The 23368-nt window shown below is 63.5% G+C and carries 21 protein-coding genes and 1 pseudogene; 11 read left to right on the top strand and 11 right to left on the bottom strand.

Going from position 1 to position 23368, the window contains the following annotated elements; genetic code table 11:
- Nucleotides 1-7 precede the first annotated feature (7 nt).
- The 6 genes from Q9R30_RS00480 to Q9R30_RS00455 form a co-directional block, all read right to left on the bottom strand.
- Nucleotides 8-1573 carry a hypothetical protein gene (locus tag Q9R30_RS00480; RefSeq protein ID WP_104998872.1) on the bottom strand — a complete coding sequence of 522 codons (1566 nt, stop codon included), beginning with the start codon at nucleotides 1571-1573 and terminating at the stop codon, nucleotides 8-10.
- A 2-nt stretch (nucleotides 1574-1575) separates the two neighbouring features.
- Entirely contained in the window at nucleotides 1576-2901 is a 1326-nt protein-coding gene (locus Q9R30_RS00475; RefSeq protein WP_199775268.1) for a hypothetical protein, read from the bottom strand.
- A gap of 35 nt (nucleotides 2902-2936) precedes the next feature.
- Nucleotides 2937-3698 carry a hypothetical protein gene (locus Q9R30_RS00470; protein WP_311216445.1) on the bottom strand — a complete coding sequence of 254 codons (762 nt, stop codon included), beginning with the start codon at nucleotides 3696-3698 and terminating at the stop codon, nucleotides 2937-2939.
- A gap of 37 nt (nucleotides 3699-3735) precedes the next feature.
- Nucleotides 3736-4455 (bottom strand): hypothetical protein, encoded by a 720-nt coding sequence (locus tag Q9R30_RS00465; protein ID WP_311216444.1) that lies wholly within the window; start codon nucleotides 4453-4455, stop codon nucleotides 3736-3738.
- 201 nt (nucleotides 4456-4656) lie between these two features.
- Nucleotides 4657-5934, bottom strand: a complete 1278-nt coding sequence (locus Q9R30_RS00460; protein WP_311216443.1) for a hypothetical protein — start codon at nucleotides 5932-5934, stop codon at nucleotides 4657-4659.
- Between the two features lie 179 nt (nucleotides 5935-6113).
- Nucleotides 6114-7088: a type IV toxin-antitoxin system AbiEi family antitoxin domain-containing protein gene (locus tag Q9R30_RS00455; protein WP_311216442.1), complete on the bottom strand. Its 975-nt coding sequence runs from the start codon at nucleotides 7086-7088 to the stop codon at nucleotides 6114-6116.
- Nucleotides 7089-7290: 202 nt separating this feature from the next.
- On the opposite strand from Q9R30_RS00455, the pseudogene Q9R30_RS00450 reads away from it, so the two are divergent.
- Nucleotides 7291-7430, top strand: a pseudogene (locus Q9R30_RS00450) (Phenylacetic acid catabolic protein); the annotation flags it as partial.
- Between the two features lie 21 nt (nucleotides 7431-7451).
- Here the strand turns inward: Q9R30_RS00450 and Q9R30_RS00445 are convergent.
- On the bottom strand, nucleotides 7452-8471 hold the full coding sequence (locus tag Q9R30_RS00445; RefSeq protein ID WP_311216441.1) for a hypothetical protein: 1020 nt from the start codon (nucleotides 8469-8471) through the stop codon (nucleotides 7452-7454).
- Between the two features lie 412 nt (nucleotides 8472-8883).
- On the opposite strand from Q9R30_RS00445, the gene paaA reads away from it, so the two are divergent.
- The 8 genes from paaA (at nucleotide 8884) to galU (ending at nucleotide 15151) form a co-directional block, all read left to right on the top strand.
- The gene (gene paaA, locus Q9R30_RS00440) at nucleotides 8884-9900 is read left to right on the top strand and encodes a 1,2-phenylacetyl-CoA epoxidase subunit PaaA (RefSeq protein ID WP_104998866.1); all 1017 of its coding nucleotides are present in this window, start codon (nucleotides 8884-8886) and stop codon (nucleotides 9898-9900) included.
- Nucleotides 9897-10277: a 1,2-phenylacetyl-CoA epoxidase subunit PaaB gene (gene paaB, locus Q9R30_RS00435; RefSeq protein ID WP_311216440.1), complete on the top strand. Its 381-nt coding sequence runs from the start codon at nucleotides 9897-9899 to the stop codon at nucleotides 10275-10277. Before paaA ends, paaB begins: the two co-directional genes overlap by 4 nt.
- On the top strand, nucleotides 10274-11167 hold the full coding sequence (paaC, locus tag Q9R30_RS00430) for a 1,2-phenylacetyl-CoA epoxidase subunit PaaC (protein ID WP_311216439.1): 894 nt from the start codon (nucleotides 10274-10276) through the stop codon (nucleotides 11165-11167). The genes paaB and paaC overlap by 4 nt, the downstream gene beginning before the upstream one ends.
- Before the next feature lie 11 nt (nucleotides 11168-11178).
- Entirely contained in the window at nucleotides 11179-11700 is a 522-nt protein-coding gene (paaD, locus tag Q9R30_RS00425; RefSeq protein ID WP_311216540.1) for a 1,2-phenylacetyl-CoA epoxidase subunit PaaD, read from the top strand.
- A gap of 9 nt (nucleotides 11701-11709) precedes the next feature.
- On the top strand, nucleotides 11710-12951 hold the full coding sequence (gene paaE / locus Q9R30_RS00420; protein WP_311216438.1) for a 1,2-phenylacetyl-CoA epoxidase subunit PaaE: 1242 nt from the start codon (nucleotides 11710-11712) through the stop codon (nucleotides 12949-12951).
- A 44-nt stretch (nucleotides 12952-12995) separates the two neighbouring features.
- On the top strand, nucleotides 12996-13775 hold the full coding sequence (locus Q9R30_RS00415; RefSeq protein ID WP_311216437.1) for an enoyl-CoA hydratase/isomerase family protein: 780 nt from the start codon (nucleotides 12996-12998) through the stop codon (nucleotides 13773-13775).
- A 255-nt stretch (nucleotides 13776-14030) separates the two neighbouring features.
- The gene (locus tag Q9R30_RS00410) at nucleotides 14031-14207 is read left to right on the top strand and encodes a hypothetical protein (protein ID WP_311216436.1); all 177 of its coding nucleotides are present in this window, start codon (nucleotides 14031-14033) and stop codon (nucleotides 14205-14207) included.
- A 53-nt stretch (nucleotides 14208-14260) separates the two neighbouring features.
- On the top strand, nucleotides 14261-15151 hold the full coding sequence (gene galU / locus Q9R30_RS00405; RefSeq protein WP_104998861.1) for a UTP--glucose-1-phosphate uridylyltransferase GalU: 891 nt from the start codon (nucleotides 14261-14263) through the stop codon (nucleotides 15149-15151).
- Between the two features lie 19 nt (nucleotides 15152-15170).
- On the opposite strand, the gene Q9R30_RS00400 is transcribed toward galU, so the two are convergent.
- The 4 genes from Q9R30_RS00400 to Q9R30_RS00385 all read right to left on the bottom strand — a co-directional run bounded on the left by Q9R30_RS00400 (nucleotide 15171) and on the right by Q9R30_RS00385 (nucleotide 20073).
- Nucleotides 15171-15515: a VanZ family protein gene (locus Q9R30_RS00400; protein WP_311216435.1), complete on the bottom strand. Its 345-nt coding sequence runs from the start codon at nucleotides 15513-15515 to the stop codon at nucleotides 15171-15173.
- Nucleotides 15516-15892: 377 nt separating this feature from the next.
- Nucleotides 15893-16474, bottom strand: a complete 582-nt coding sequence (locus tag Q9R30_RS00395; RefSeq protein WP_311216434.1) for an LPXTG cell wall anchor domain-containing protein — start codon at nucleotides 16472-16474, stop codon at nucleotides 15893-15895.
- A gap of 198 nt (nucleotides 16475-16672) precedes the next feature.
- Complete coding sequence (locus Q9R30_RS00390) at nucleotides 16673-18427, bottom strand: DUF4012 domain-containing protein (RefSeq protein WP_311216433.1); 1755 nt, start codon at nucleotides 18425-18427, stop codon at nucleotides 16673-16675.
- Nucleotides 18428-18573: 146 nt separating this feature from the next.
- On the bottom strand, nucleotides 18574-20073 hold the full coding sequence (locus tag Q9R30_RS00385) for a polysaccharide biosynthesis tyrosine autokinase (RefSeq protein WP_311216432.1): 1500 nt from the start codon (nucleotides 20071-20073) through the stop codon (nucleotides 18574-18576).
- A 421-nt stretch (nucleotides 20074-20494) separates the two neighbouring features.
- On the opposite strand from Q9R30_RS00385, the gene Q9R30_RS00380 reads away from it, so the two are divergent.
- Both Q9R30_RS00380 and Q9R30_RS00375 read left to right on the top strand, forming a co-directional pair.
- On the top strand, nucleotides 20495-22237 hold the full coding sequence (locus Q9R30_RS00380; protein ID WP_311216431.1) for a nucleoside-diphosphate sugar epimerase/dehydratase: 1743 nt from the start codon (nucleotides 20495-20497) through the stop codon (nucleotides 22235-22237).
- A complete protein-coding gene (locus Q9R30_RS00375; RefSeq protein WP_311216430.1) occupies nucleotides 22230-23366 on the top strand; it encodes an aminotransferase class I/II-fold pyridoxal phosphate-dependent enzyme in 1137 nt (378 codons plus the stop codon). The genes Q9R30_RS00380 and Q9R30_RS00375 overlap by 8 nt, the downstream gene beginning before the upstream one ends.
- The last annotated feature ends 2 nt before the right edge of the window (nucleotides 23367-23368 follow it).

Below are 23368 nucleotides of genomic sequence, written 5' to 3'. Positions count from 1 at the left end.
CCGCCCCTCAGTATCGGACGAGCTTCTGGGCCAGCCGGCGCTGCAGCAGCGTGGACGGCATGGTGGTATCCACCCGCTCGCTGAGGTCCACCCCGGTGACGGCCCGGTAGGCGTGGATGTAGCGCTGGACTGACGACTTCCAGGCGATGGCCCAGTTCTTCGCGTCATCGCTCTTCATGGTGGATTCGTTCCAGCGTCCGTGGCGGACGGACAAAAGGAGCTGCTCGCCGTGGACAGCCAGATCGTAGAAGTGTGTCACGCTGACGTCGGACCACCCCTGCATGGATTTCATGGTGTCCACCCGGTCCATCCACTCTTCTTCATACGGGACCATGGTGGGCCCGCCCAGGAACTGATGCATTTCCGGCTGGGCCAGCATCCACTGCACATCCATGGTTTCAATGCGGGCTATGAGGGCCATGTCGGCAAACTGGTTGTTCGCGCCCTTGGCCAGCACCAGGTGCAGCTCCTGCAGGTGGCTGAGCAGCGGAAACGCGTCCGCGTCCACGGTCTTGTCGTTGAGCTCCTTGTAATAGTGGTGGCAGGCGTTGAGCAGGCTGTGGAAGGCCTCCAGGAATTGCGTCCGCCGTTCCACCAGCAGCTCAGCCGGCGGAACCGCGCGGCCGATCAGCTGCAGTCCGTACTGGTACTCATACTCGGCGGCCCGGCGCCGCAGCGAGAGGCGTTCGTCCTCGGCCTCGGCGAGGCCCCACAAGAGTCCCCGCAGCGGCATGAGCGGGTTGACGGCGAGCCGCGAGAGCGGATCCCTTCCCCCGGGTGCACGGCGGTTCTGGAAGCGCGCAATGATGCGGTTCAATGACTGGAACAGCATGGCTTCCTCCAGCCAGTACACGTAGATCAGCTCCACGAACGGCACCAGCTCCAATGGGTACTGGCCGCGCGGGATGCCTGTCGGGAAGGGCTTGTACGGCACGTTCCTTTGGTCGGTGACGTACGACAAAGGGATCGCCGTGCCGCTAAGCTTTCCTGGACCCCAGGCCGATTTCTTGCCCGACGACGGGTACATGTTGCCCAGGGCACCCTCGGTAACAAACTCTTTGGACAGCGCATGCAGGATGTCGTACGTCATGGACCCGAACGGCGGCTTGGTCCCCAGGCTGGCACCCTTGGCTTTTGCAAAGCGGGCAAAGTTTCCGAACTTGAGGTTCGAGGCGACGCCCCCTATAAACCCCCACAGGTCTTTGTGGCCGCTGTTGGGCGCCGCGTCCGTTTGGAGTGCGACCTTGAGCACGGGAGCCGACTCCGGCGGTTCGACGTTTATCGTGTCCAGAACGGACCAGCGTGCCGGCTTGCCGCGGAGGACATGGGAGCGGACGCGCACCCTGTATTCGCCCGAATCAGAAAGCATGACCGTTGGTTCGAAGTCCTTGCCGGGTCCCATGAGCTTGGTGACAACGCCGCCCTTGCTCCCTCCCATCGGGACAGTCCGGCCCCGTTCGTCTATGATCTGGAAGTCGTAGTCGCCCGGCTTTTCCCAGCCCTCGAGCTCGAAACGGAAGGCCACTTCCTGTCCGGCATAGACCGGAGCGGATGGCCGTCGGGTGAAATCCATGGCTATCTCCTTGTTGTTGGTGCTGTTGTGGTGAAGTTGGGCGTTGCGTGTCCCCTGACAGGCGCGGGGGAGCCCAGGACGTCCAGGCTGCCCCGGACCGCCCAGGCGGTCAGCAGCGAGGACAGCCGGGAGCTTTCCTCCTCTGCCGTGATGCGTCCGGCTGCCTTGGCCTGGCCCAGGACGGCAAAGACCAGGGCCGGCCGCTGGCGGGCCATGACGCCGAAGTCGCCGCCCCACGCCTGGTGGAGGCGGAGCAATTGTTCGGGCTGGCGCTCGCCGAGGGGGAAGATGGAACCGAGGTCGCGGCCGTCCGCCAGCGGCACGGGGTGGGCCAGCAGAAGCTCAACGAAGTCCCCGATCCGGGCTTCGCAGTTTCGGATCCAGGCAGCGTGTTCGGCCGGAAGGCCGGCAAGCGGATACATCGCCTTCCAGACCCGGGTGAGTTCCAGCCACTGGGGGTGCGGGTAGAGGGCGTTTCCCATGGCGGCGGAGATCAGCACCCGCAGGTACGGCATCGGGTGCGGGTCGGTGCCGCTGGGGCGGAAAACGAAATAGCGCGGGAGGCTGACCACGGCCAGCAGCCCGATTGTGGATGTGATGCCCACCGTGGCCACGGACCACAGGTCTGCCACCACCTCGCTGACCCACTGGGAGAATGCCTCCCACACCCCGCCCGGGTTCCCGGTGGTGCGCCGCTCGATTTCGGCGCGCAGGGAGGGGACCAGTTCCAGCTGCGCGGCACCTTGGTGCCCCACTTCATGGACCAGTGACGAGGCGATCCCGCTGCCGATCATCCGCTCCCGGGGAAGCCTGATGATCCCCACGGGATTTGGCTTGCCCCCGGGGAGCCGGGTTTTGGCCCGGCGGATCGCAGCACCCGCACCCCTGGCGAGGTAGACCACCAGCCTGGCGTCGCCGTCGTCGGACGTTTCAACCCGCAGCGCATCCTGCGCGAGGATGTCCAGGCCCGAAAGCCACACGCCGGTGGAGTGTTCGCTGCGCTGGGTCACCACTTCGGTGAAGAGATCGAACTGGGCCAGGACCACGTTGAACTGCAGGCGGATGAGGACGAACCGGTGCTGCTGCTCGGCGGCCGTGGCGAACCGGCCCTCATCGTGCAGCCAGTCCAGGAAGGATGCCAGCTGCCGGCGGAGGTCGTTGCGTCCGGAGTGGAGGAACCGTTCGATCAGCAGCTGGGCGTCCCGGGGCAGGGCGGCGGCGAGGACCATCGTTTCGTGCATGACGAACGGCTTAACCTGGTCAAGGCGGGTCAGCAGGCCGGTTGCTTCGCTCTCGATCAGGCTGGTGCCAAGGGTCTTTGTGTCCATCCGGCTCGCCTCCCTTCTGCTCGTCGCCTGGGCCGTCACACGCCGAGCAGGATGACGCGTCCGTCACGCCGGATCCACCGGCCTTCGTCGGCGCCGCCGTTGGAGTTGCCGTTCGAGCCGCCGTCTGGCTGGCTGTCCCAGCCTTCGTCGGGGGCGCCCCAGACTGCACCGGCGTACTGGTCGCCGTAGATCCGGGTTCCCCCGCGGTAACCGCGGCGGGCAGCGCGGCGGGAACGCAGCAGGGACGGGGCGTACCGCCGGGCCGCACTGGTGGCAGCGGCGCGGGCAGCCGCGGCCGGCGGCACGGACACCGGGGTGCGTGCGGCGTTGCGGTAGGAGGCCCGGGCAAACCGGACGTAGCGGCGGGCCGCCTCCTCCTCGGCCTCGGCTTCGTCCATCGACTCCGCCTCCTCGGCCTCGAGCAGCCCGCCGGCCAGGGAGCCGAGCTTGCTTCCAATGGCAGTGCCGACGCCGGGAGCAACGAAGGAGCCGATTGCGCCTCCCACGATGGGCAGCGCCTTCTTGGCCACCGATTTCAGGGCACCGCCCAGGGCCTTGCCGATGGGTGATTTGACGAACTTGGAGGCGTTCCGCACCACGCTCCGGGCGAGCTTTCCAAGGAACTGGTCCAGTTCCTCCTCCGAAGTGATGCTGAGCAGCTCCATGGCCAGCTCGGACTCCAGGTTTTCCTCGTTGTCCTGTTCGCCTTCGTAACCGCCGAAGCTGCCTTCGTCCTCTTCCTCCTGCGCCCAGGGGAAAGCCGATTCAGTCTCGCCTGCGTAGTAGTTGGTGCTCATGTCAATATCCTTTGGGTCGGTTGTTCTGTGGGTGGGGTTATCGGGCGCCGATGATCACGATGTTGTTGCCCCGGCGGACCCAGCGGCCGCTGTTCGCAGGTTTCGCAGGGGAGCCGGCCTGGCCGGGGCGCTTCAGCAGCCCCGGAAGGTGCTGGCGGGCCGCGGCGGTTGCGGCCTTTTGCGCTGCAAGGGGGCCCGGGACGCTCTTGGGCATGGCCGCGGCGCGCTGGGCCGTGGAGGTGGCAAAGCGGACAAACGCCCGGGCGGTCTCGAGGTCGCGGTCTTCCGGCGAGAGGCCTTCAAGCTGGAGACCTGTCTCGAACCTGCTGCCGAGCCACTTGCCCACCTGGCGTCCGGCCTGTCCGCCGGCGCCGGGGACAATGTAGTTGCCCACGGCCTGGCCCAGCTGCGGAAGTGCTTTCCGCGCCGCGGACTTCAGGATGTTGCCCACGGCCCGCCCGGCGTCGGATCCGGCGAAGTCGCGTGCTGCTGAAACGGCCCGCCTGGCCAGGCTGCCAAGGAACTGGTCCAGCTCGCCTTCGTCGCTGACGGCCAGCAGTTCAGCGGCCAGGGACAGTTCATCCATCTCCTGGCTGTCGGTCTCGCCCCAGAATTCGCCTGCGCTGTCCTCAGTGGACTCTTCAGCCTGGAACGGGGATTGTTCGCCTTCATAGGAGAGGCCGGATTCTTCATCCATCACCTCGCCCCAGGTGCCTTCGTCCTGGCCTTCGAACAGGGCCCTGTCGATGTCGTGCATGAGTATTTCCTTCCCGGAGTCTTGCGGGTGCCTTGGGGGACACCCTCGCGGAACACCGCATACCCCTCCTACTGCACAATTCGTGCCAACGCGGATGGGTGCTTCGGGGAGGGCCGGTTCGCTGGCAGGTGGTTCATTCGCGGCAGCGCGGAGCCGAAGCCGGGTTCGCTTGCGCGAAAGCAGGTTCGCGGCGGCCCGGGCCTACTGGAGGGAGTGGCGGTACTTGGTGACGGTCCGGCGGGCGATGCTGAAGCCCTGCCGGCTCAGTTCTGCGCGGAGCATTTCATCGGACAGGCGCTCGGGGCCGCCGGCGAGGAGTCCCTGGAGTGCAGCCCTGGGGGCCAGGCCCTTGCCGAACAGGCAGGAAAGGTCGGCAACCGCACCGGAGGGCAGCCGCAGCCGCTTCCCGCGGACAGCCCGGCTGACGGTGGAAGGGTGCACGCCGATTTCCTCCGCTACTGCGGTGCGGGTGAGCGGCCGGTGGTGCCCGTCGCCGTGGTCCAGGAAATCTTTTTGCCGGGCCACGGCGCATTCGGTGATGCGCAGCAGGACGCTGGCCCGGCGGTCAATCTGGTAGATGTGCCGCTGGGCAGCCAGTTCGTGCTCGGCAAGCCACTGCCTCGCCTCGGGAGCCCTTTTCACGCCGTCGCACAGCTCCACCAGCTTGAGGCCGAACCAGGCGCTCCCGGGCACCTCCACCTCAAGGGACCCGTCGGGCCTGCGGTAGAGGAACACGTCGGCGGTGGGGGCGGCGTCCGTCCGGCCGGTCTCCGCGGCGGCGAAGGGCCTCAGCCGTTCCTTGATGACGGCGAGTCCCTCCAGGACCTGCACTTCCGGGATCTGCAGGGCGCGTCCGACGTCGGCAGTGCTTCCCGCGGCAAGGTCGCCCAGGTGGTCGCTGACCAGGCGGGGGAGCCAGGCCGGCGCCTCGCCCGCCTCCACCAGCGCCTCGGCCTGGGCGGTGAGCAGGGCCGTGACGCTTGGTGCCCCGATGCCGGGCGGCCCTACGGCGCGCAGGGCCCGGAGGGCTTCCTGCACCTGGCCGGTCTTCAGCCCGTGCAACTGCGCGATCTCGTCCGGCTCCGCGTCCAGGGTTCCCCGTTGCGTCAGGTGCGCCATCACGTATTCGAGGGCAGTGCGGGAGTCCGGCCGTACTTCCAGCCCGGCATCTGCTTCAAGGGTGCTGAACGGGTCAATGCCCGGCTCGGGCCCGTCCTGGTAGTGCAGGGAGGGTCCCTTGTCCCGGCAACGGTAACAGGAGCCGGACTGGACATGGCGGCCGCAGCCGGGGCACGGATGGCCGTCCAGCCGCTCCAGCATGGGGTTCTCGGCCAGGCAGTTCTCGGTGGCCTGCTGCACCTCCAGGTGGGTCATGGCCAGCATGCCCAGTGCTTTCAGCAGGCCGGGCAAGGCGCGCAGCTCAGTGGCGAGCCCGGCCTGTAGCTCCATGCCCTGGCCTGCCGGTCCCAGAGTGACCATGGCTCAGGCTAGCCCCGGCCGCTGCGTCTCGGGAAGCCCCGAACCTTCGTCTGCAAAGCCTCTCCCGGCGGTTTCCCTGCTGGTTGCGCCCGCATCCCGTTCCTCGTGCGCAAACTCCTTCTCGACGCGCATATTCCTTGTCGACGCGGGGATAACGGGGGCGCCAGGGAACATGCGCGTCACGGACGCGTTTGCGCGTCGATTACGGCAGAGCGCGTACGACGGCGGGGCACGCCGGCCGCCGCCAGCTTCCGTTGCAGGGTCCCGGCTTCCATGAGGTCAGCCCAATGCCAGCGCACAACCTTCAGCCCCAAGGCCCGGATCCGGTCCTCGCGCCTCTTTTCCGCTATCACGGCCTGCGACGCGGTCCTGCCCTTGACATATTCCGGCTTGACATACTTTTCGTCGCCGTCGAATTCGCCAACAACTTTGCACTGCTTCCAATGGAAATCCGCGTAGCCCACACGGCCGGCTGCGTCCACAAACTCTTGTTGGAGAACCGGAGGCTCGAAGCCAGCCAGATGGATCAGTGCCCGGCTCAACGATTCTCCGGCCGACCCAGAGGCAGGATCAGCAAACTCAATAACCGCACGGATCCTCCGCCCGGCGGCAGCGGAGTAGTTCGGTTCGATGGCGCCTTCGAGTTCGGCCTTGGTCAGGGCAGGCAGCCTTCGTATTCTGTCCGGGCGAAGCACATGGTCCATAGGTACAACAGCCTCGGCGAAGGGAGTATACGCTGCCAGGTCCAGGACGGTGCGGATGCGGTCTGTGACCAGAAGCCCCTCCCGCCTGACTATCTGAAGCCCCGCCGGCGCCGCGTAGTGACGGCTGACCCCGGCCCGCGACCGGCCGCCGTCGTTCTTCATGGTGAGGGCCTCCACCGGGTGGTGCAAGCCGACGGTGGGCACTCCCCAGACGCTGGCTGCGGAGTGGCGTGCGAAGACCGTGGGCTTTTCGAACGTTTCGGCCGCTGCCTGCACGCGGAGCCGGTACTGCTCCCATGGCTTCAGATTGCGCCAGGCTGCACCGTCCGTGTAGACGCCGTGCCGGATGCGGGCCAAATCCCCGGCCTTCACGCGCTTGGCGAGCTCATTCGGGGTGATCCCAAGCAGGATGCGCTCGCGGGACAAGAAGAGCGGAGGCATATCTGGCATGGATCGACGATCCCAGCTGCCGGGCGGGCGCGGGAGGGGTGTCTGCTGCTATGTGGACAAGGGTGGGCGACGCCCTTGTTCCGTCTCGACGCTCCTCTGACCTGACGCACCCGATATATGGGCTGCGCAGTGGAGCATCCGTGTCGAAACTGAATTTGCCAGTCGAGAGCGTCGCAGTGGGTGAGGCGCTTGACGCCCGGAGGCCGAGGACTCGCTCATCGAGCCCAATGACTGGATGCCGGGGGCCTGCCGCAAGACCCCCGGCGCCAGATCTCACAGCACGTCCACTCCGAAATCATCGGCATACAGCCGGGGTCCAACTGGTTTCCCGCGTCCCCAGCCCAAAGCGCTGCCGCGGGGCCGTCAGTTGGCCACCGTGAAGGGAATCACGGTCACGCCGGCGTTGGTTGAACCCAGGGTGTTGTCGCGGCACGAGGTCCTCAGGTGCAGCTTGTGCACGCCGTTGGCCAGTGTCCGGGTGTCGATGGAAAGGGGAGCAGCCCCAAAAGGTTCGGGGCCGTAGGGGCCGGCGGCGTCCCACAGCACGGTTCCGCGGTTTGGCGGGGAAGCATGGAAGTCCGGGTCGATCGCGATGAATGAGTGGGTGGCCGGGAGTGAGCCGTCAGGATGGGTGGTCAGCCCCACTACTGGCGTCCAGATGCCTGAAACCGGACCGTCGGGAAGGGGGAGGCTGCGGACAGAGGCCTCGCAGTACAGGGCGTGCGTGTACCAGCCCTTGCCGCGCAGGAACGGGTACCTGGAGACGTTCGACGGGGATTTTCCGTTTTGGATGCCCACCTGCCAGTTGAAGCTGGCGACCATTTCCTTGCCGTCCGGCTCCGGGACGAAAGCGCGGAAGCGGACTTCCTGCAGGCCGGAATGATTGAATGAAGAGATGGGCTGCGAGAACGTCAGCCAACGCTCGCAGGTGCCGGAGCACACAAAATCCCCTTTGCCGTTGCTTGCAGGTCCGGGGCAGCTGAAGTTTGATGCAGTGGCCCGCAGGTAGCACTTTTGGACGGTTGTTTCTCTGTCTGAGGTTTTGAACACCATGGAGACGTAGTTCGCCTTGCCAGGGTTGTCGTGGAGAGTCACCCTCACTTTGACGGTGAGGTTGCCCGAGCTGATCGTTTCGCGCTCAGGTATGCACGCCCCCAGGTGCACATGGCCGGTGTTGGTGGTGGAATTGTTCGCCTGATCCACGTCCGGCACCCACCACGCCTGGGTGTCCACGAACTGCCGCGTTTCGGCGTAGTTCGTCCCGTCGGCTGCCGGCGCGCCTATGCAGGGCCCCGGTGCAGCCTGGGCAGTACCAGGAACCAGCACGGGCATGCCGAGGCAGGCCAGTGCCACAGCAGTCATCAATACCAGGAACCGTCTCATGACCATCCATTCTTAGAAGTCGGCATCCGACGTCCGTGCAAACACCGGTTTCATGGAGGCCCGGCGTCAGGCGATGCAGGAAAACTGTGTGCGGGCTGGGTGCTGTCGGCGGCGCCCAAACGCCGACGTGAGGAGACCTGTGGCTGTCATTAGGCCCGGTAGGGCGTGGCCAGTATATGTCCGCGGTGTAGGCCGGGCGGGACATTTCGCAGACATTACGGACCGTGGCCGCGCACCTTTCGCAGGAGCTTCGGGCGGTCCCCGTCAGTCGCCGTGCAGCCACCGGCGCCGGAGTGTCCCTCATCGCGGGGGTGGCGGCGGCGCTTGACGGGGTCCGGCGCTCCCGCATATCCTGAACGAACGGTCGGTAAATAATTCCGTCCGTCCCGAAGGTCTTTGCATAGGAGCAACCATGGCAGCGCAGAACTTGCAGTCAGTGCCAGCTGAGCGAACGGCTGGAACCAGCGAAACGGCAGACGCGGCGGGCCAGGCCAACTTCGACCGCGTCATTGCCGAGGACTCGCGCATCGAGCCCCGGGACTGGATGCCGGCGGCCTACCGCAAGACCCTCCTGCGCCAGATCTCCCAGCACGCCCACTCCGAGATCATCGGCATGCAGCCGGAGGCCAACTGGATCTCCCGCGCCCCCAGCCTGAAGCGCAAGGCCATCCTCATGGCCAAGGTCCAGGACGAGGCCGGCCACGGGCTGTACCTCTACTCCGCCGCCGAGACCCTGGGCCAGAACCGGGACGAGATGACGGACGCGCTGATCGCCGGCAAGGCCCGCTACTCCAGCATCTTCAACTACCCGGCGCTCACCTGGGCGGACATGGGTGCCATCGGCTGGCTGGTGGACGGCGCCGCCATCTGCAACCAGGTCCCGCTGTGCCGCGCCTCCTACGGCCCGTACGGCCGCGCCATGGTGCGCATCTGCAAGGAAGAGTCCTTCCACCAGCGCCAGGGCTTCGAGATCCTGCTGGAACTCTCCAACGGCACCCCCGCGCAGAAGCAGATGGCCCAGGACGCGGTGAACCGCTGGTACGCCCCGGCCCTGATGATGTTCGGCCCGCCGGATGACGATTCGCCCAACTCCAAGCAGTCCATGGCCTGGAACATCAAGCGCTTCAGCAACGACGAACTCCGCAGCCGCTTCGTGGGCATGATGGTGGAGCAGGTCAGGGTCCTGGGCCTCACCCTCCCGGATGACCAGATCCGCTTCAACGAGGACACCAAGCGGTGGGAGCACGGCCCGCTGGACTGGCACGAGTTCCAGGAAGTGCTCGCCGGCCGCGGCCCCTGCAACTCCCAGCGCCTTGAGCGCCGCAGGCAGGCGCACGACGACGGCGCGTGGGTCCGCGAGGCAGCCGCGGCATATGCCGCGAAACAGGCAGCAAAGCAGTCAAAGACGACGAAGGAATACGCAGCATGACACCCCACGGCAACCCGGAAGCCCCCGCGAGCTCCGCCACCGAGATCAACCGCGACGCACCGAAGGCATCCCCGGCTCCGCAGGAGCACCATGACAAGAGCGCCTGGGGCCTCTGGGAGGTCTTCGTCCGGTCCAGCCGCGGCCTGAGCCACGTCCACGCCGGGTCCCTGCACGCGCCGGACGCCGCCATGGCCCTGCGCAATGCCCGGGACCTCTACACCCGCCGCAACGAGGGCGTGTCCATCTGGGTTGTCCCCGCGGACGCCATCGCCGCCAGCGATCCGGACGCAAAGGGTTCGTTCTTCGAGTCGCCCCAGGGCAAGGATTACCGCCACGCCACGTACTACACCAAGAGCGAAGGGGTGAAGCACCTGTGAGCGGCCACGGCGACATTTCCACCGGCGTGGCGGGAGACAGCAACGCCTCCGCCACCCGCATCACCCCCGGCAACGCCCTCCGCCCGGAGGACATCGCGCTCGAGGTCCGCACCGGCCTGGCCAAGCCCACGGAGGATGTGGCCGAATACGCGCTGCGCCTGGGCGACGACGCCCTGATCCTCGCCCAGCGACTGGGCCACTGGATCTCCCGCGCGCCCGAGCTGGAGGAGGACGTGGCGCTGGGCAACATCGCCCTGGACCAGCTGGGCCACGCCCGCTCGTTCCTCAGCTACGCCGGGGGAGCCCTCGAAAACGAGGACGGAACGCCCAAGTCCGAGGATGACCTCGCCTACTTCCGCCGCGAGCACGAGTTCCGCTCCGCGCACCTGTTCGAACAGCCCAACGGCGACTTCGCCGCCACCATCGCCCGCCAGTTCGTGGTGAGCTACTACCAGTACGAGCTCTACCGCCGGCTCACGGAGTCAGCAGACGCCACGCTGGCCGCCATCGCCGCGAAGGCCGTGAAGGAAGTGGATTACCACCGGGACCACAGCGCCCAGTGGATCCTTCGCCTGGCCGGCGGCACGGAGGAATCCCGCACCCGAATGATCCACGGCCTGCGCATCATGTGGCCGTACGTGGAGGAACTCTTCCGCGATGACCACCTGACGCGCGGCCTCGCGGAGGCTGGCATCGCCGTCGCGCCTTCCTCGCTCAAAGGGGACTTCGACCGGCTGACCGGCGAAGTCCTGGCCGAGGCCGGGCTGGAGGTCCCGGACGTTCCCGCCGCACCCGGCGGCGGCCGGCAGGGCAGGCATTCCGAGTACCTCGGCTACATCCTGGCCGAAATGCAGGTGCTGGCCCGCGAGCATCCCGGGGCAAGCTGGTGACCGTCATGGACATGTACATCTCCGATTTCGAAACCCGGACCCGGACGCCCCGGCAGAAGGCCTGGGACATCGCCGCCACCGTGGTGGACCCGGAGATCCCGGTGCTGAGCATCGAGGACCTGGGGATCCTGCGGAATGTGGACGTGACGGGCGAAAAGGTAAGAGTCACCATCACGCCCACCTACTCGGGCTGCCCGGCCATGGACGCCATCCGCGATGACCTCAAGACGGCGTTTGCCAAGGAGGGCTACGCGGACGTGGAGGTGGACCTGGTGCTCGCCCCGGCCTGGACCACGGACTGGATGACGGACGCCGGAAAGCAGAAGCTGCAGGAGTACGGCATCGCCCCGCCGTCCGGCAAGGCGGGAGCGGCACGGCACGCCGGCCCCATCCGGCTGAAGATGGCCGTCAAGTGCCCGCAGTGCGCCAGCCTGAACACCAAAGAGCTCACCCGCTTCGGCTCCACCTCCTGCAAGGCGCTCTATGTGTGCCAGGACTGCAGGGAACCGTTCGACTACTTCAAAGTGCTGTAAGGAAGCCCCATGCCTGTTGTCCGCCAGACCGCCGCCGAAGAGGCGCAGGCCACCGGCCGCCGTCGTCCGTCCTTCCACACCCTCGCCGTGAAGGAGGTGCGCCGGCTCACCGAGGACGCCATCGAGGTCGCATTCCATGTGCCCGCGGAGCTCGCCGGCCAGTTCGACTACCTGCCCGGCCAGTACGTGGCCCTGCGCACCACGCTGCCGGACGAGGCCGGCGAGCCCAAGGAAATCCGCCGCAGCTACTCCATCTGCGCCGAGCCGCGCAGCTTCGGGGACGGCACCAGCGAGATCCGCGTGGCCATCAAGAAGGACCTGGGCGGACTGTTCTCCACCTGGGCCAACGCCGAGCTGAAGGCCGGGGACACCCTGGACGTCATGAGCCCCATGGGCGCGTTCGTGTCCCGGCACGGCCGCGACGGCCAGGCCGTGGAGCAGAACCGGATGAACTCCATGAACAACCCGGAGGAGCTGGCGGGGGACGTCGCCTCCCAGGGGGAAGCGAACTTCGTGGCCATTGCCGCCGGATCCGGCATTACCCCGGTGATCGCCATCGCCCGGACACTGCTGGCCGCCAACCCGGAGTGCCGGTTCGATCTCATCTACGCCAACAAGGCCGCCATGGACGTGATGTTCCTGGAGGAGCTCGCGGACCTGAAGGACAAGTACCCGCAGCGGCTGGCCATCCACCACGTGCTGTCCCGCGAGCAGCGGATCGCCCCGCTGCTGTCCGGCCGGATCGATTCGCAGAAGCTCCGGCAGCTGCTTGGCACCGCCATCCACGCGGACGATGTGGACGAGTGGTTCCTGTGCGGGCCGTTCGAGCTGGTGCAGCTGTGCCGGGACACTTTGGCCGAGCGCGGCGTGAAGCCGGAAAACGTCCGGTTCGAGCTGTTCACGTCCGGCAAGCCGGACAAGCCGGAGGGCAACGCCGGCCGTCCCGTGCTGGTGGACGAGTCCAAGGAGACGTACAAGATCACGTTCAAGCTGGACGGCCTGCAGGGCGAGGTGGCCAGCCCCACCCATGCCCGCGAGTCCATCCTCAACGCCGCGCTGCGGGTCCGTCCGGATGTGCCGTTCGCGTGTGCCGGGGGAGTGTGCGGCACGTGCCGGGCGAAGGTGGTCACCGGCAGCGTGACCATGGACGAAAACTACGCGCTGGAGCAGGATGAGCTGGACAAGGGCTATGTGCTGACCTGCCAGAGCCACCCCACCAGCAAGGAAGTCACGGTCGACTTCGACGTCTGAGTCCTGACCCGTCCCAAGTTGCCCGTCTGAACAATAGGAGCCCCATGATTTCCCTCTCCATCACCAACGGCGTTGCCGAGGTTGTGCTGGACGCCCCGCACAAGCTGAACTCGCTGGATGAGCAGGCGCTGGCGGAGCTGTCCCAGGCGTACGACGACGCTGCTGCCGCCGCCTCGCGCGGTGAGGTGCGGGCGCTGCTGCTGAGGGGAGAGGGCCGGGCCTTCTGCGCGGGCCGCGACATCTCTGCGGTGAAGCCGGAGAGCGACGTCGCTGCCGCGTACCTGGGCGGGCTGGTGGAGCCGTTGCTGAAGAAGATGGCGTCCTTCCCCGCTCCGACGTTCGCGGCCGCCCACGGGGCGTGCCTGGGCGTGGGGCTGGGGCTGCTGCTGGCCACGGACGTGGTTTACGTGGCGGAGAACGCGAAGTTCGGCTCACCGTTCGCCAAGCTGGGGGCCACGCTGGACTCGGGCGGGCACTGGTACTTCACGGAGCGGCTGGGCATGCACCGGACGCTGGACCTGATCTACACCGCGGAGCTGATTTCCGGCGCCGAGGCCGTGGCCCAGGGGCTGTTCAGCCGGGCCATGCCGGCGGCGTCGTTGTTGGACAGCACCCGGGAGATTGTGGCGAAGGTGGCCACCGGCGCCACCGGCGCGTTCGTGGCCAGCAAGGAGCTGGTGGCGCACATCCGGGACCAGCGCCTGGGCCTGTGGGAGGCCATGGCGGAGGAGAACACTGAGCAGGCTAGGCTCTGCAAGACCGAGGATTATGCCGAGGGTTTCCGGGCGTTCCAGGAGAAGCGGGAGCCGGTATTTGGGGGTTAGGCGCCTGTGGAGCCAGGCCCGATGGGGGCTTAGGTAGGGCCCGGTTCCCTGGACTTGGGTAAGTACGGTTGGCCCGTTGTAAACACGTATCGCCTACTCGTGTTTCCCGCCTGGCCTGGTTGTTCAATGGAAGTGCCGGCGAGGCGAGGGCTTAGTGGCCACGCTCCCACCGCAGCATTCGCCGGCACCACCCTCGCGGCGGTTGGACGAATGAGTCTCCTGGTGAGCCGGGACGATTCAGGAACGGCGGGAACCATGCGAATCAGAATGTCCACCGGGGACGGGACCAACCTCGCGGCCTGCCCCCACCAGTTTGTTGGCCGCTGCGATGACTGTTCCGCATCGGCTGTGCTCAGGGAATCGGACCAGATGGTGACGGATGAAGGCGGAACCACGTTCTCGGCCGAGTCCGGGCCTTACCCGTCCGCATAGGTGGTCCGCCAAGGAAATTGCTATCAGTCATAGCTGGTTTGTAAGGTTCAGCTATGACTACGGGGAAAGCTATCACCAAAGCCGTCATTCCTGCTGCCGGATTGGGGACTCGCTTCCTGCCCGCCACCAAGGCTATGCCGAAGGAAATGTTGCCGGTGGTTGACCGGCCAGCCATCCAGTACGTCGTCGAGGAAGCCGTGAAGTCGGGCCTCACCGACCTGCTGATGATCACGGGGCGCAACAAGCGCTCCCTGGAGGACCACTTCGACCGCGAGCCTGGCCTGGAGCGTGCGCTGGAGAAGAAGGGCGACACGGACCGCCTCGCTTCTGTGGAGCACGCGTCCGAGCTGGGCCCCATCCACTATGTCCGCCAGGGCGAGGCCAAAGGCCTGGGTCATGCGGTGCTGTGCGCAGCGCAGCACGTGGGCAACGAGCCGTTCGCTGTCCTGCTGGGTGACGACCTCATTGACGAAGCCGAGGATCTGCTGAGCACCATGATGGCGGTGCAGCAGAAGACCGGCGGTTCGGTGATCGCCCTGATCGAGGTTGATCCCTCCCAGATCAGTGCCTACGGCTGCGCGGACATCACCGCAGTGGACGGTGAGGATTACGTCCGCGTGAACAGCCTGGTGGAGAAGCCCGCAGTGGGCGAGGCACCGTCCAATCTGGCGGTTATTGGCCGGTACGTGCTGCACCCGTCAGTGTTCGGCGTCCTCGAGGAGACGGAGCCCGGCCGGGGCGGCGAAATCCAGCTGACCGATGCGCTGCAGACGCTTGCCACCGGCGAGGGGGAGGGCTCCGGCGTTTACGGGGTGGTGTTCAAGGGCCGCCGCTTCGACACGGGCGACAAGCTGAGCTACCTCAAGGCAGTCATCACGCTCGCGTCCGAGCGCGTCGAGTTCGGGGAGGACCTGAAGACCTGGATGAAGGGCTTCGTGAACTAGCTTTACGCTTCAATGACTTCTAGAGGTCCGCTACCGAAGGGTTGCGGGCCTCTAGTCTTTTGAGCGCCCACCCTGTCAGGAGCGCGCCCATGACCGCTCCTGACGTGTTTGTCACGAGGTCTTGCGGGGTAGGAAAGCGGCTGTGAAGAAATAGCAACTGACCGAGCTCCATGCAGCCGGAAATCAGCAGTCCAAATGCTCCAACCTGCCACCAGCATTTATTAGGAAAGGCCAGTGAGCTTACTATCCCCAGCGGCACGAAGAGCCCTACATTTGCCGATGCCTCAACAAATTTGTAGTTAAACCAAGCTGGAATTCCGTGGCGGTGAAGGAAGTCCAGGATGCCGGCGAGGGTGCCGGCCACAGGCTTGTCCACCGGGGTGGGCCAGAAGGCGACGAAAGCCAGGGGGACCAGCATCGCGACGAGAAGTACCCGCCAATGCCTGGGGTTACGGAGGTGCCTCAAGACGGCCTCACGTAGTCCGGAGCAGGGCCAGTGCTGCGGTGCCCAGGGCTGCAATCCCCAGAAGTCCCACAAGGACATAGCGGAGCACTGGGGGGCGGGGGAGCGGTACTGAGAAGTCGAACTCTCGTGGTGTCCTGCGCCAGTGTCTTCCCATACCAGTCATAGCTCGCACAACCCGTCGTTGGGCCAGTCCAATGCAGCGGCATGCAAAAGGTGGGTGGTGTTCCGGCTGCCCGGAAAACCACCCACCTGTTCTCGCTCTTGACGCGTTGCTGCTAGGCGGAAGCCTGGTTCTTGTTGCGGCGGACGATAATGACGCCTGCTGCGCCGAGGCCCAGTGCGCCCACGCCTGCTGCACCCCAAAGGAGCAGGCTGGCGTCAGCACCCGTGTTCGCCAAGGGAGCTCCACCGGTGTTGGCCAGAGGAGCGCTGGCTGCTGCTACAACGGTTACCGTTGCACTGTCGGAGACACGGGACGTATTACCCGTGGCCGTCAGTGTGTAGGTTCCCGGATCGCTGATCTGCATAGGGAAGGTAAAATCACCGTTGCTGTCGGCTGTTGTGGTGAAGGTCTGCGGTGCCATCGGCACGCTGATCTTCGAAGGTACGGCCATGCTGGCACCACCGGCTCCGCCACTGATTGCCTGGGGAGCGGCCGTGAGCGTCAACGTGATGGTGATGGTTTCGTTGGCCGCAAAGCAGTTACCGGAAAGGACGAACGTTTCTCCCGTGGCAACGGTTGCGTCTGATACAACTACGCAGTTGTCAGGAGCTGGGTAGGTCGTCGCCATTGCCGGAGCAGTGCCGACGGCGGCGAGAGAGCCCGCGAGTACAAGTGCAGCGAATATTTTCTTCATTGTGTCCCCCCGGAGACGTTATTTTTTGATGAATCCGATGTGAGGAAGGTTCCTCCCTGCATGAGACCTCTGCAGAATCCCGGACGTATATCCCAAAAGCACGTTACCACCTGTGAGTTCACGGGAGCAATGCGGTCAAATCTGTTTACAAAATGATTTCGGGGTAAGGGACTGCTCTATGGAAGATCCTGTTAGCAGTTATTTAATGGCGGTGCTGCAGTCAAATCTCTCGGTCCGTATAAGCACATCGTTGACTTCCTGCACTGTCGGAGTGACAACGACGACAGGATCCGTTTTTTGTACGACTCTGCCAAAGGTTAGCTCAAGCTCAGTTGACTCGCCTGCCGCCAACCGGGTTGTGACGACTCCTACAGGGCGATCCTTGTGCAGATAGGACCCAAAGGCGACCTGCCCTTTGTCTTGGAGAGCCGTATCCAGATGTGATAGCGCCGGGCCGTAAACCACGACGTTTGTCTGGATGGACCCGGCAGGGGTGCCAAAACTTCCCCCTCCCGTTACGGCCTTAGGCAGGGACGTCGCAGCGTCCGGCGGCGCTGTATTCGCCAACGTGACCTTGACTTTGTAGTCGGTGTAATCCCCAGTTGTGCAAGTCCCTATCAGTTGGACAGTTCTTCGCACGTGGTAATCCATTTTGGCACCGGTGCCATCATTAAAGTAAACGCCGAAGGAAGCACCGCCAACGGCGGGGCCAGATATCGAGCCTCCAACCGGCGTGTTTTGTAAAACGTCCTGCTCATCCGGGTAGCCACTCCAAACCAGGAGTCGGTGCTCCTCAGCACTTTTTGTGAAGGCACTGAGCAGCAGGTCGCTCTGAACTTTCCCAGAGGACAAAAGGCTGAAAATTGCCTTGGAGACGGAGGCGAAGTAGGCATCCTGCAACTCGTTGGTCCTGGCACTCGAGTAGACGTCAGAGAGAAGGACCTTGACGACATTGCCCCCGTCTAAGACTCGGGGAAGGCGTGAGTCCAACTCTGGGTCCACGCTCGGTATGGAGACGGGTCCTGATGCCTTGAGGATATGTGCCAAGACCACAGGGTCCAAAGCAATGACGCCGTCTATCGGCGTCCCGTGCCGGGTCTCCCACATCGACTTTGCGGTCTTCGCCGCCGTCGGAAAGTCCGGTGTGAGGTTGACATCACTGATATAGGCGCCTAAGCGCTTGCTGTAGATGGTGCTTTGAGCGGAATCCACATCTACTGGAGGCGAAAATTTGCCAAGCGCCGCTCCGCTGGACTGCGCTGCAAGGCTAACGGTCCCGTCTTCCACTCTCAGGACAGCCAATGCTCCCGGCAGACCCCCAGTCGCCCGGATTTCTGCATTGTTTTGTATCAGAACCAGGTAGTTCCGGGCGCCGGCTGTTCCCATCATGTTAGGGAGAATTCTCGAAGTATCCGCCGCGGTGTTGAGCGAGCGCCGAAGGTCGTGCAAGGTGTTTCTTACGTCTGCCAGGGGTAGGGCTACTGCTGGGAGAAGACCCTCATCCTCGATGCCGGCAAGCCGTGTGTAAGTCAGATCAACCGTATTGGCGGCCGCGACGATGCTCGGCGAGGAAGCGGCAAGAGCTGATACATCGAATTTCCCCTCGACAGGCTTCAGCGACTTCCAATCAAGCGAGCTGTAGGCAGAAAGCAGCGGTTGAGCGGCGCCGTTTACGACATCATCGGCAGAAAGAACCAGCTCAGAAACAACGGAGAAGTTGGCGCCGACCCCGGGGACCGAACCGGCCGCTTTCCATAGCGGATCCGTTGCGGCACTGCGGGCCCGCCCAATGTGGTCCTGGAGCTGTGCCAATGTCAAACGCGCCGCCGCATCGTCGTGTGCGAGCAGACTGTATTTGAATTCAGATACGAGGCTAGTAACGCTCTCTACTTCGCTCCTTATCTCAAGGGCTCGGTACAAGAGCCAGCCGCCCACGGCAGCGGCGGCGAGCACGAGACCCCCGATGATACTTATCGTACGCAGGCGAAAAATACGTCTGCGTCCCTTTGGGTCGGGTAGGGGCTGCCGTGTTCGCGAATATCTGGTGTCGGACGCTTCGGACTGATGTCCCAGGAGGTTCTGTCTCTTGCCAGCGAGCACTAGGCTCCCTGCCCCCGGCCGCCCGTGAAACGGGTGGCCTCGCGGGTACTTCCATGAAAAATTTCCTCGGCGAAGACTCCATCCGTATTCGATGCATCGTCGTGGTCTGCGTTAATCGAGGATTTGACCTGCGGTTCGGATGGGCTGGTATAGCCGTAGGATCCGTAGCCATAGGCATACGCATCTGGACCCTTTACAGGCAGGCGGTTGAGGACAATACCCAAGACGTCGGCGTGGACCATCTGCAGCGATGCCAAGGACTTCTCAAGATCGCCGGTTCGCACCTTTTGTGTGCCCACAACTACCACAACTCCGCCAACCTGCTGCGCGAGAACCGCGGCGTCAGTCACCGGGAGGAGGGGAGGAGCGTCGATTATGACAGCGTCGAAGACGCTTTCCAACCGGGTGATCAGTTGCCTCATCTTCTCGGACCCGAGCAATTCGCTGGGATTCGGAGGTATCTGGCCGGATGTCAGCACATAGAGCTCGCCGTCGCCCCAAGACTGCAACACATCATTGACGTCAGCTTTGCCAATCAATGCCGTCGTTAATCCGGCATTTCGTTCGAGCCCCAGATACTCGGCGACCATCGGCCGTCGCAGGTCTGCATCTACTAGAGCAACGGACTGTCCCGACTCCGCCATGGCAATCGCAAGATTAGTTGCGGTCGTGCTCTTTCCCTCTCCCGGAATGGAAGATGTAACCAAAACGGTCTTCGATTCGTGGCTTACGTGGGCGAATTGAAGGTTGGTCCTAAGCTGTCGGAAAGATTCCGCACGGGGGCTTTGTTGCCCGGCCTGCGTCAACAGCGGCTTCTTGATGGCGTCCGTGTCGAAGCTGATCCCGCCCAACACGGCAGAGCTTGTGACTCGGCGCAGATCGGCCTCGCCGCGGATTCTTGTGTCAAGAATCGCCCGAAGAACTGCAAGGCCGACTCCGGAAGCCAATCCCGCAAAGAGCCCTAACACCAGGTTCATCTGAACGTTGGGTGAGTGGGGCGAAACTGGAGCAACGGCCGGGGTAACTATTGACAGCTTTACTGGCGAGGTGCCGCCGTTTGAAGGTTTCTCCAATTCCTCAACGGCAGCTATCAAGCTTCGGCTTACCGATTGCGCAATTGCGGCTGCCCGTACAGGGGATTCATTCTGGACGGAGATGCTGATGAGAACAGTATTCAGGTCCGACGTCGCAACGATTGTCTTAGCCAAGGCCTGGGGGGTTACCTTCAAATCCAGGCTATCTATTACTGGTTGCAGGACTGTGGGTGTGGTAACTGTCTTCACATACGACTGCACGCGGGCCTGGCTGAATGCGTTGCCTTGCTGAAGCTCAGAGACGGAGCCGGAATTCTGGAGGGCAACAAAGAGTTTCGTCTCGGACCTGTAGTTCGGTTTCATGAGCAAGGACACCGCACCTGCCCCCAGGATGCCGATCAATGCGCAGGCGACGACCACAATCCAGTTGCGTCGTATGATGCGCAGGTAGTCCTTAAGCTCCAAAGTCGAGCCCCTTCCGGATGAAGTTCTGAGGGGAAGTTTCCCTCATCGTACCCGGTTCCTCAGCTCACAACCGGACGGGATCGGAATCACCCTCGACGCCATCGCTGTAGCTTGCCGGCACTTTCTGCCGACTCGTCATTTTCGTGACGGCGGATGAAAAAACATATTCACGATGCTCGCCGGCGGCGGCTTCCCCGGAAGATGCTTTAATGAAGCGGGGATTCAGGGATTCGACGGGGCCTCCAACGAAGCTCGCCCCCGTGACTGATGTGACGAAGCGAGTGTATCCAGTTTAATTTGGGGGGAAACAAGTCAAATGCGATTGACATGGGGCGCGCGAAGTTGCACAGCGGATGATGGTCGCGCCGCCAGATGGGCATCACGGGTAGTTCAGTACTCGCTTGACGCTGAAGTCTGGGTTGTGGCGATTACCTTCGCTGTCTTGTTTCGATTCGATTTTGTAGTGGAGCGCGTCAACTGGCTTTCCGTGGGAATCCTCGCTGTGTTGGCAATCATTTTCCAGGCGGCCGTCGGGTGGGTGCTTGCCCTGTACCGGGGACGGCACCAGCACGGGGCCTTTGATGAAGCACAAACGCTCCTCGCCACCGTGGTCACAGTCGCCTCCGTGCTGTTCGTCGTCAATCTGTTCTTCCTCAGTGCTGCCGGTTTGCCGCGAAGCACTGCCTTGGTAGCTTTGCCCGTCGCATTCGTATTGATGGGTGGCAGCCGGTACCTTCGAAGGCTCCTCTCAGAACGCAGGTTCCGTCCCCTGGACTCTGCCGAGCGTGCACTGATCTACGGAGCGGGCCAGACTGGTGCGTATCTCATAAGAACAATGCTGGGCGATCCGGCGTCCCCGTATAGGCCCGTCGGGCTTATTGAAGACGATCCAGATAAGCGCAACCTAAGGCTGTCGAACGTCCCGGTCTTGGGCACCGGCGCAGAGTTGGAGGCATTGGCGAAAAGGACGGAAGCTACTGCACTGGTCCTTTGCGTCGCGCGGGCGAACGCCGAGTTTATTCGGAGGATTTCAGATGCAGCTGACCGGGCGGGCCTGCGATTGATGGTGATGCCACTTCTTTCCGAAATACTCGAGGACGGGATGAGGCTGGCCGATCTGAGGGACGTGGCGATCGAAGACATCATTGGGCGCCGACCAGTGGACACAGAGATCGCATCGATTGCTGGATATGTCGCTGGGAAGCGCGTCCTTGTTACAGGTGCTGGCGGGTCTATCGGGTCAGAACTGTGCCGCCAACTGTCAAAGTACGCACCGCAGGAGCTCATCATGTTGGACCGTGATGAAACCGGGCTGCACGGTGTTCAATTGACGCTGTCCGGCCATGGCCTGCTCAATAGCAGCGATGTGGTGCTGGCTGACATCCGGGACAGGGAGGCAGTCCGCGCGATCTTCGAAAATAGAAGACCACAAGTTGTCTTCCACGCTGCAGCGCTAAAGCACTTGCCGATGTTGGAGCAATATCCTGAAGAAGCTTGGAAAACGAATGTCATGGGCACGCTGAACGTGTTGGGAGCTTCCGAGCACGCTGCAGTCGAGACCTTTATCAATATTTCTACGGATAAGGCGGCGAACCCCACAAGTGTGCTTGGGAATTCGAAGAGGCTTGCCGAAAGACTGACAGCCTGGGCGGCCGAAAGAACTGGGCGATCCTATTTGTCTGTTCGCTTCGGTAACGTGATCGGAAGCCGCGGCTCTATGCTCCCAACCTTCATTGCCCAGATTGAGGCTGGCGGCCCGGTAACAGTGACAGACCCCGAGGTTACGAGATATTTCATGACGATTCCGGAAGCTTGCCAACTGGTGATCCAGGCGGGGGCAATCGGCCGGCCGGGTGAGGCCTTAATTCTGGACATGGGGCATCCGGTCAAAATACTCGATGTCGCAAAACGAATGATTTCCATGTCCGGTAGGGCCGTCGACATCGTGTTCACGGGTCTCCGTCCCGGCGAAAAACTGCACGAGGAGTTATTTGGACGGGAGGAGCACGGGGAGCGGCCCTATCACGACAAGGTGACGCATACCTCTGTACCACTGCTGGATCCGGCTTCCCTTGATTTCGATCTATGGAGACTATCCGCGGGCCGAACCCCGGAAGTCCCGAAGCCCTATCTTGCAACCTCGCTAGGCAGTAAGAATGACTGACCGGATCTACATGTCGGCTCCAGATGTGGGTGAACTTGAGGAAAAATACATCCTGGACGCGCTCCGTTCCGGCTGGATAGCACCCTTAGGACCGGATGTTGACCGCTTTGAACAGGAGATGGCTGAGCGCATAGGCCGAAGTCATGCCGTTGCCCTAAGCTCGGGTACGGCGGCGCTCCATCTGGCCCTACTCTCACAGGGCGTGGGACCGGGAGCCGTTGTGCTGACATCCACCATGACGTTTGCCGCCACAGCCAATGCGGTCAGCTATACAGGTGCCGAACCATTCTTCATCGATTGTCTTCCGGAATCCGGAAACATGGATCCGAACTTACTGGAAGACGCACTGCGGACACTTACCGCTGCCGGTGAACGAGTGGGTGCCATCGTACCAGTCGACCTTCTGGGCAAAGCCGTGGATTATACGGCGATCAGCGAAATATCTCAGCGCTACGGCGTTCCGCTAATTGCCGATGCAGCAGAGTCGCTCGGTGCAATGCATGCAGGAAAACCTGCCGGGGCTTGGGGGGACGTTGCCGTAATCTCCTTCAACGGTAATAAGATTATGACCACCTCGGGGGGTGGGATGTTACTCACGGACGACGCGCAGATTGCATCCCGGGTCCGGTATTTGGCCACGCAGGCCAGAATGCCTGTCGTGCACTATGAGCACGCCGATATAGGGTACAACTATAGGCTGAGTAATTTATTGGCTGCCTTGGGGCGGGCTCAGTTGCTTCGGCTCGATGAAATGATTTCGCGACGGCGGGAGTACCGTCAGCAATACAAGCGCCTCTTTGACGGTGTTCCCGGCATATCAGTTTTCGGGGGAGCATCTGATGCGGATGACAATTGCTGGTTGACCTCCATACTCGTTGACGAAGAGAATAGCGGGTTCTCTCCAGCTGAGCTTGGCTCGGCTTTGACCTCCCGGAATATCGAGAGCCGACCCCTTTGGAAGCCTATGCACCTCCAACCGGTGTTCCGCCATGCGCGCGGCCTCATTAATGGGACTTCGAACCGATTGTTCGACCAAGGGCTAACACTACCCAGTGGGTCAGCGATGACACAGTCCTCTCTCGGACTGGTCGAATCAACCATCGGGCAATTCCTTGACAGCAGAGCGTGAAT

It is taken from the genome of Arthrobacter sp. AB6, from assembly GCF_031844545.1.
Lineage (GTDB): Bacteria > Actinomycetota > Actinomycetes > Actinomycetales > Micrococcaceae > Arthrobacter.
Note: the sequence above shows the minus strand (reverse complement) of the source record. Positions and strands in the feature narration are given on the sequence as shown.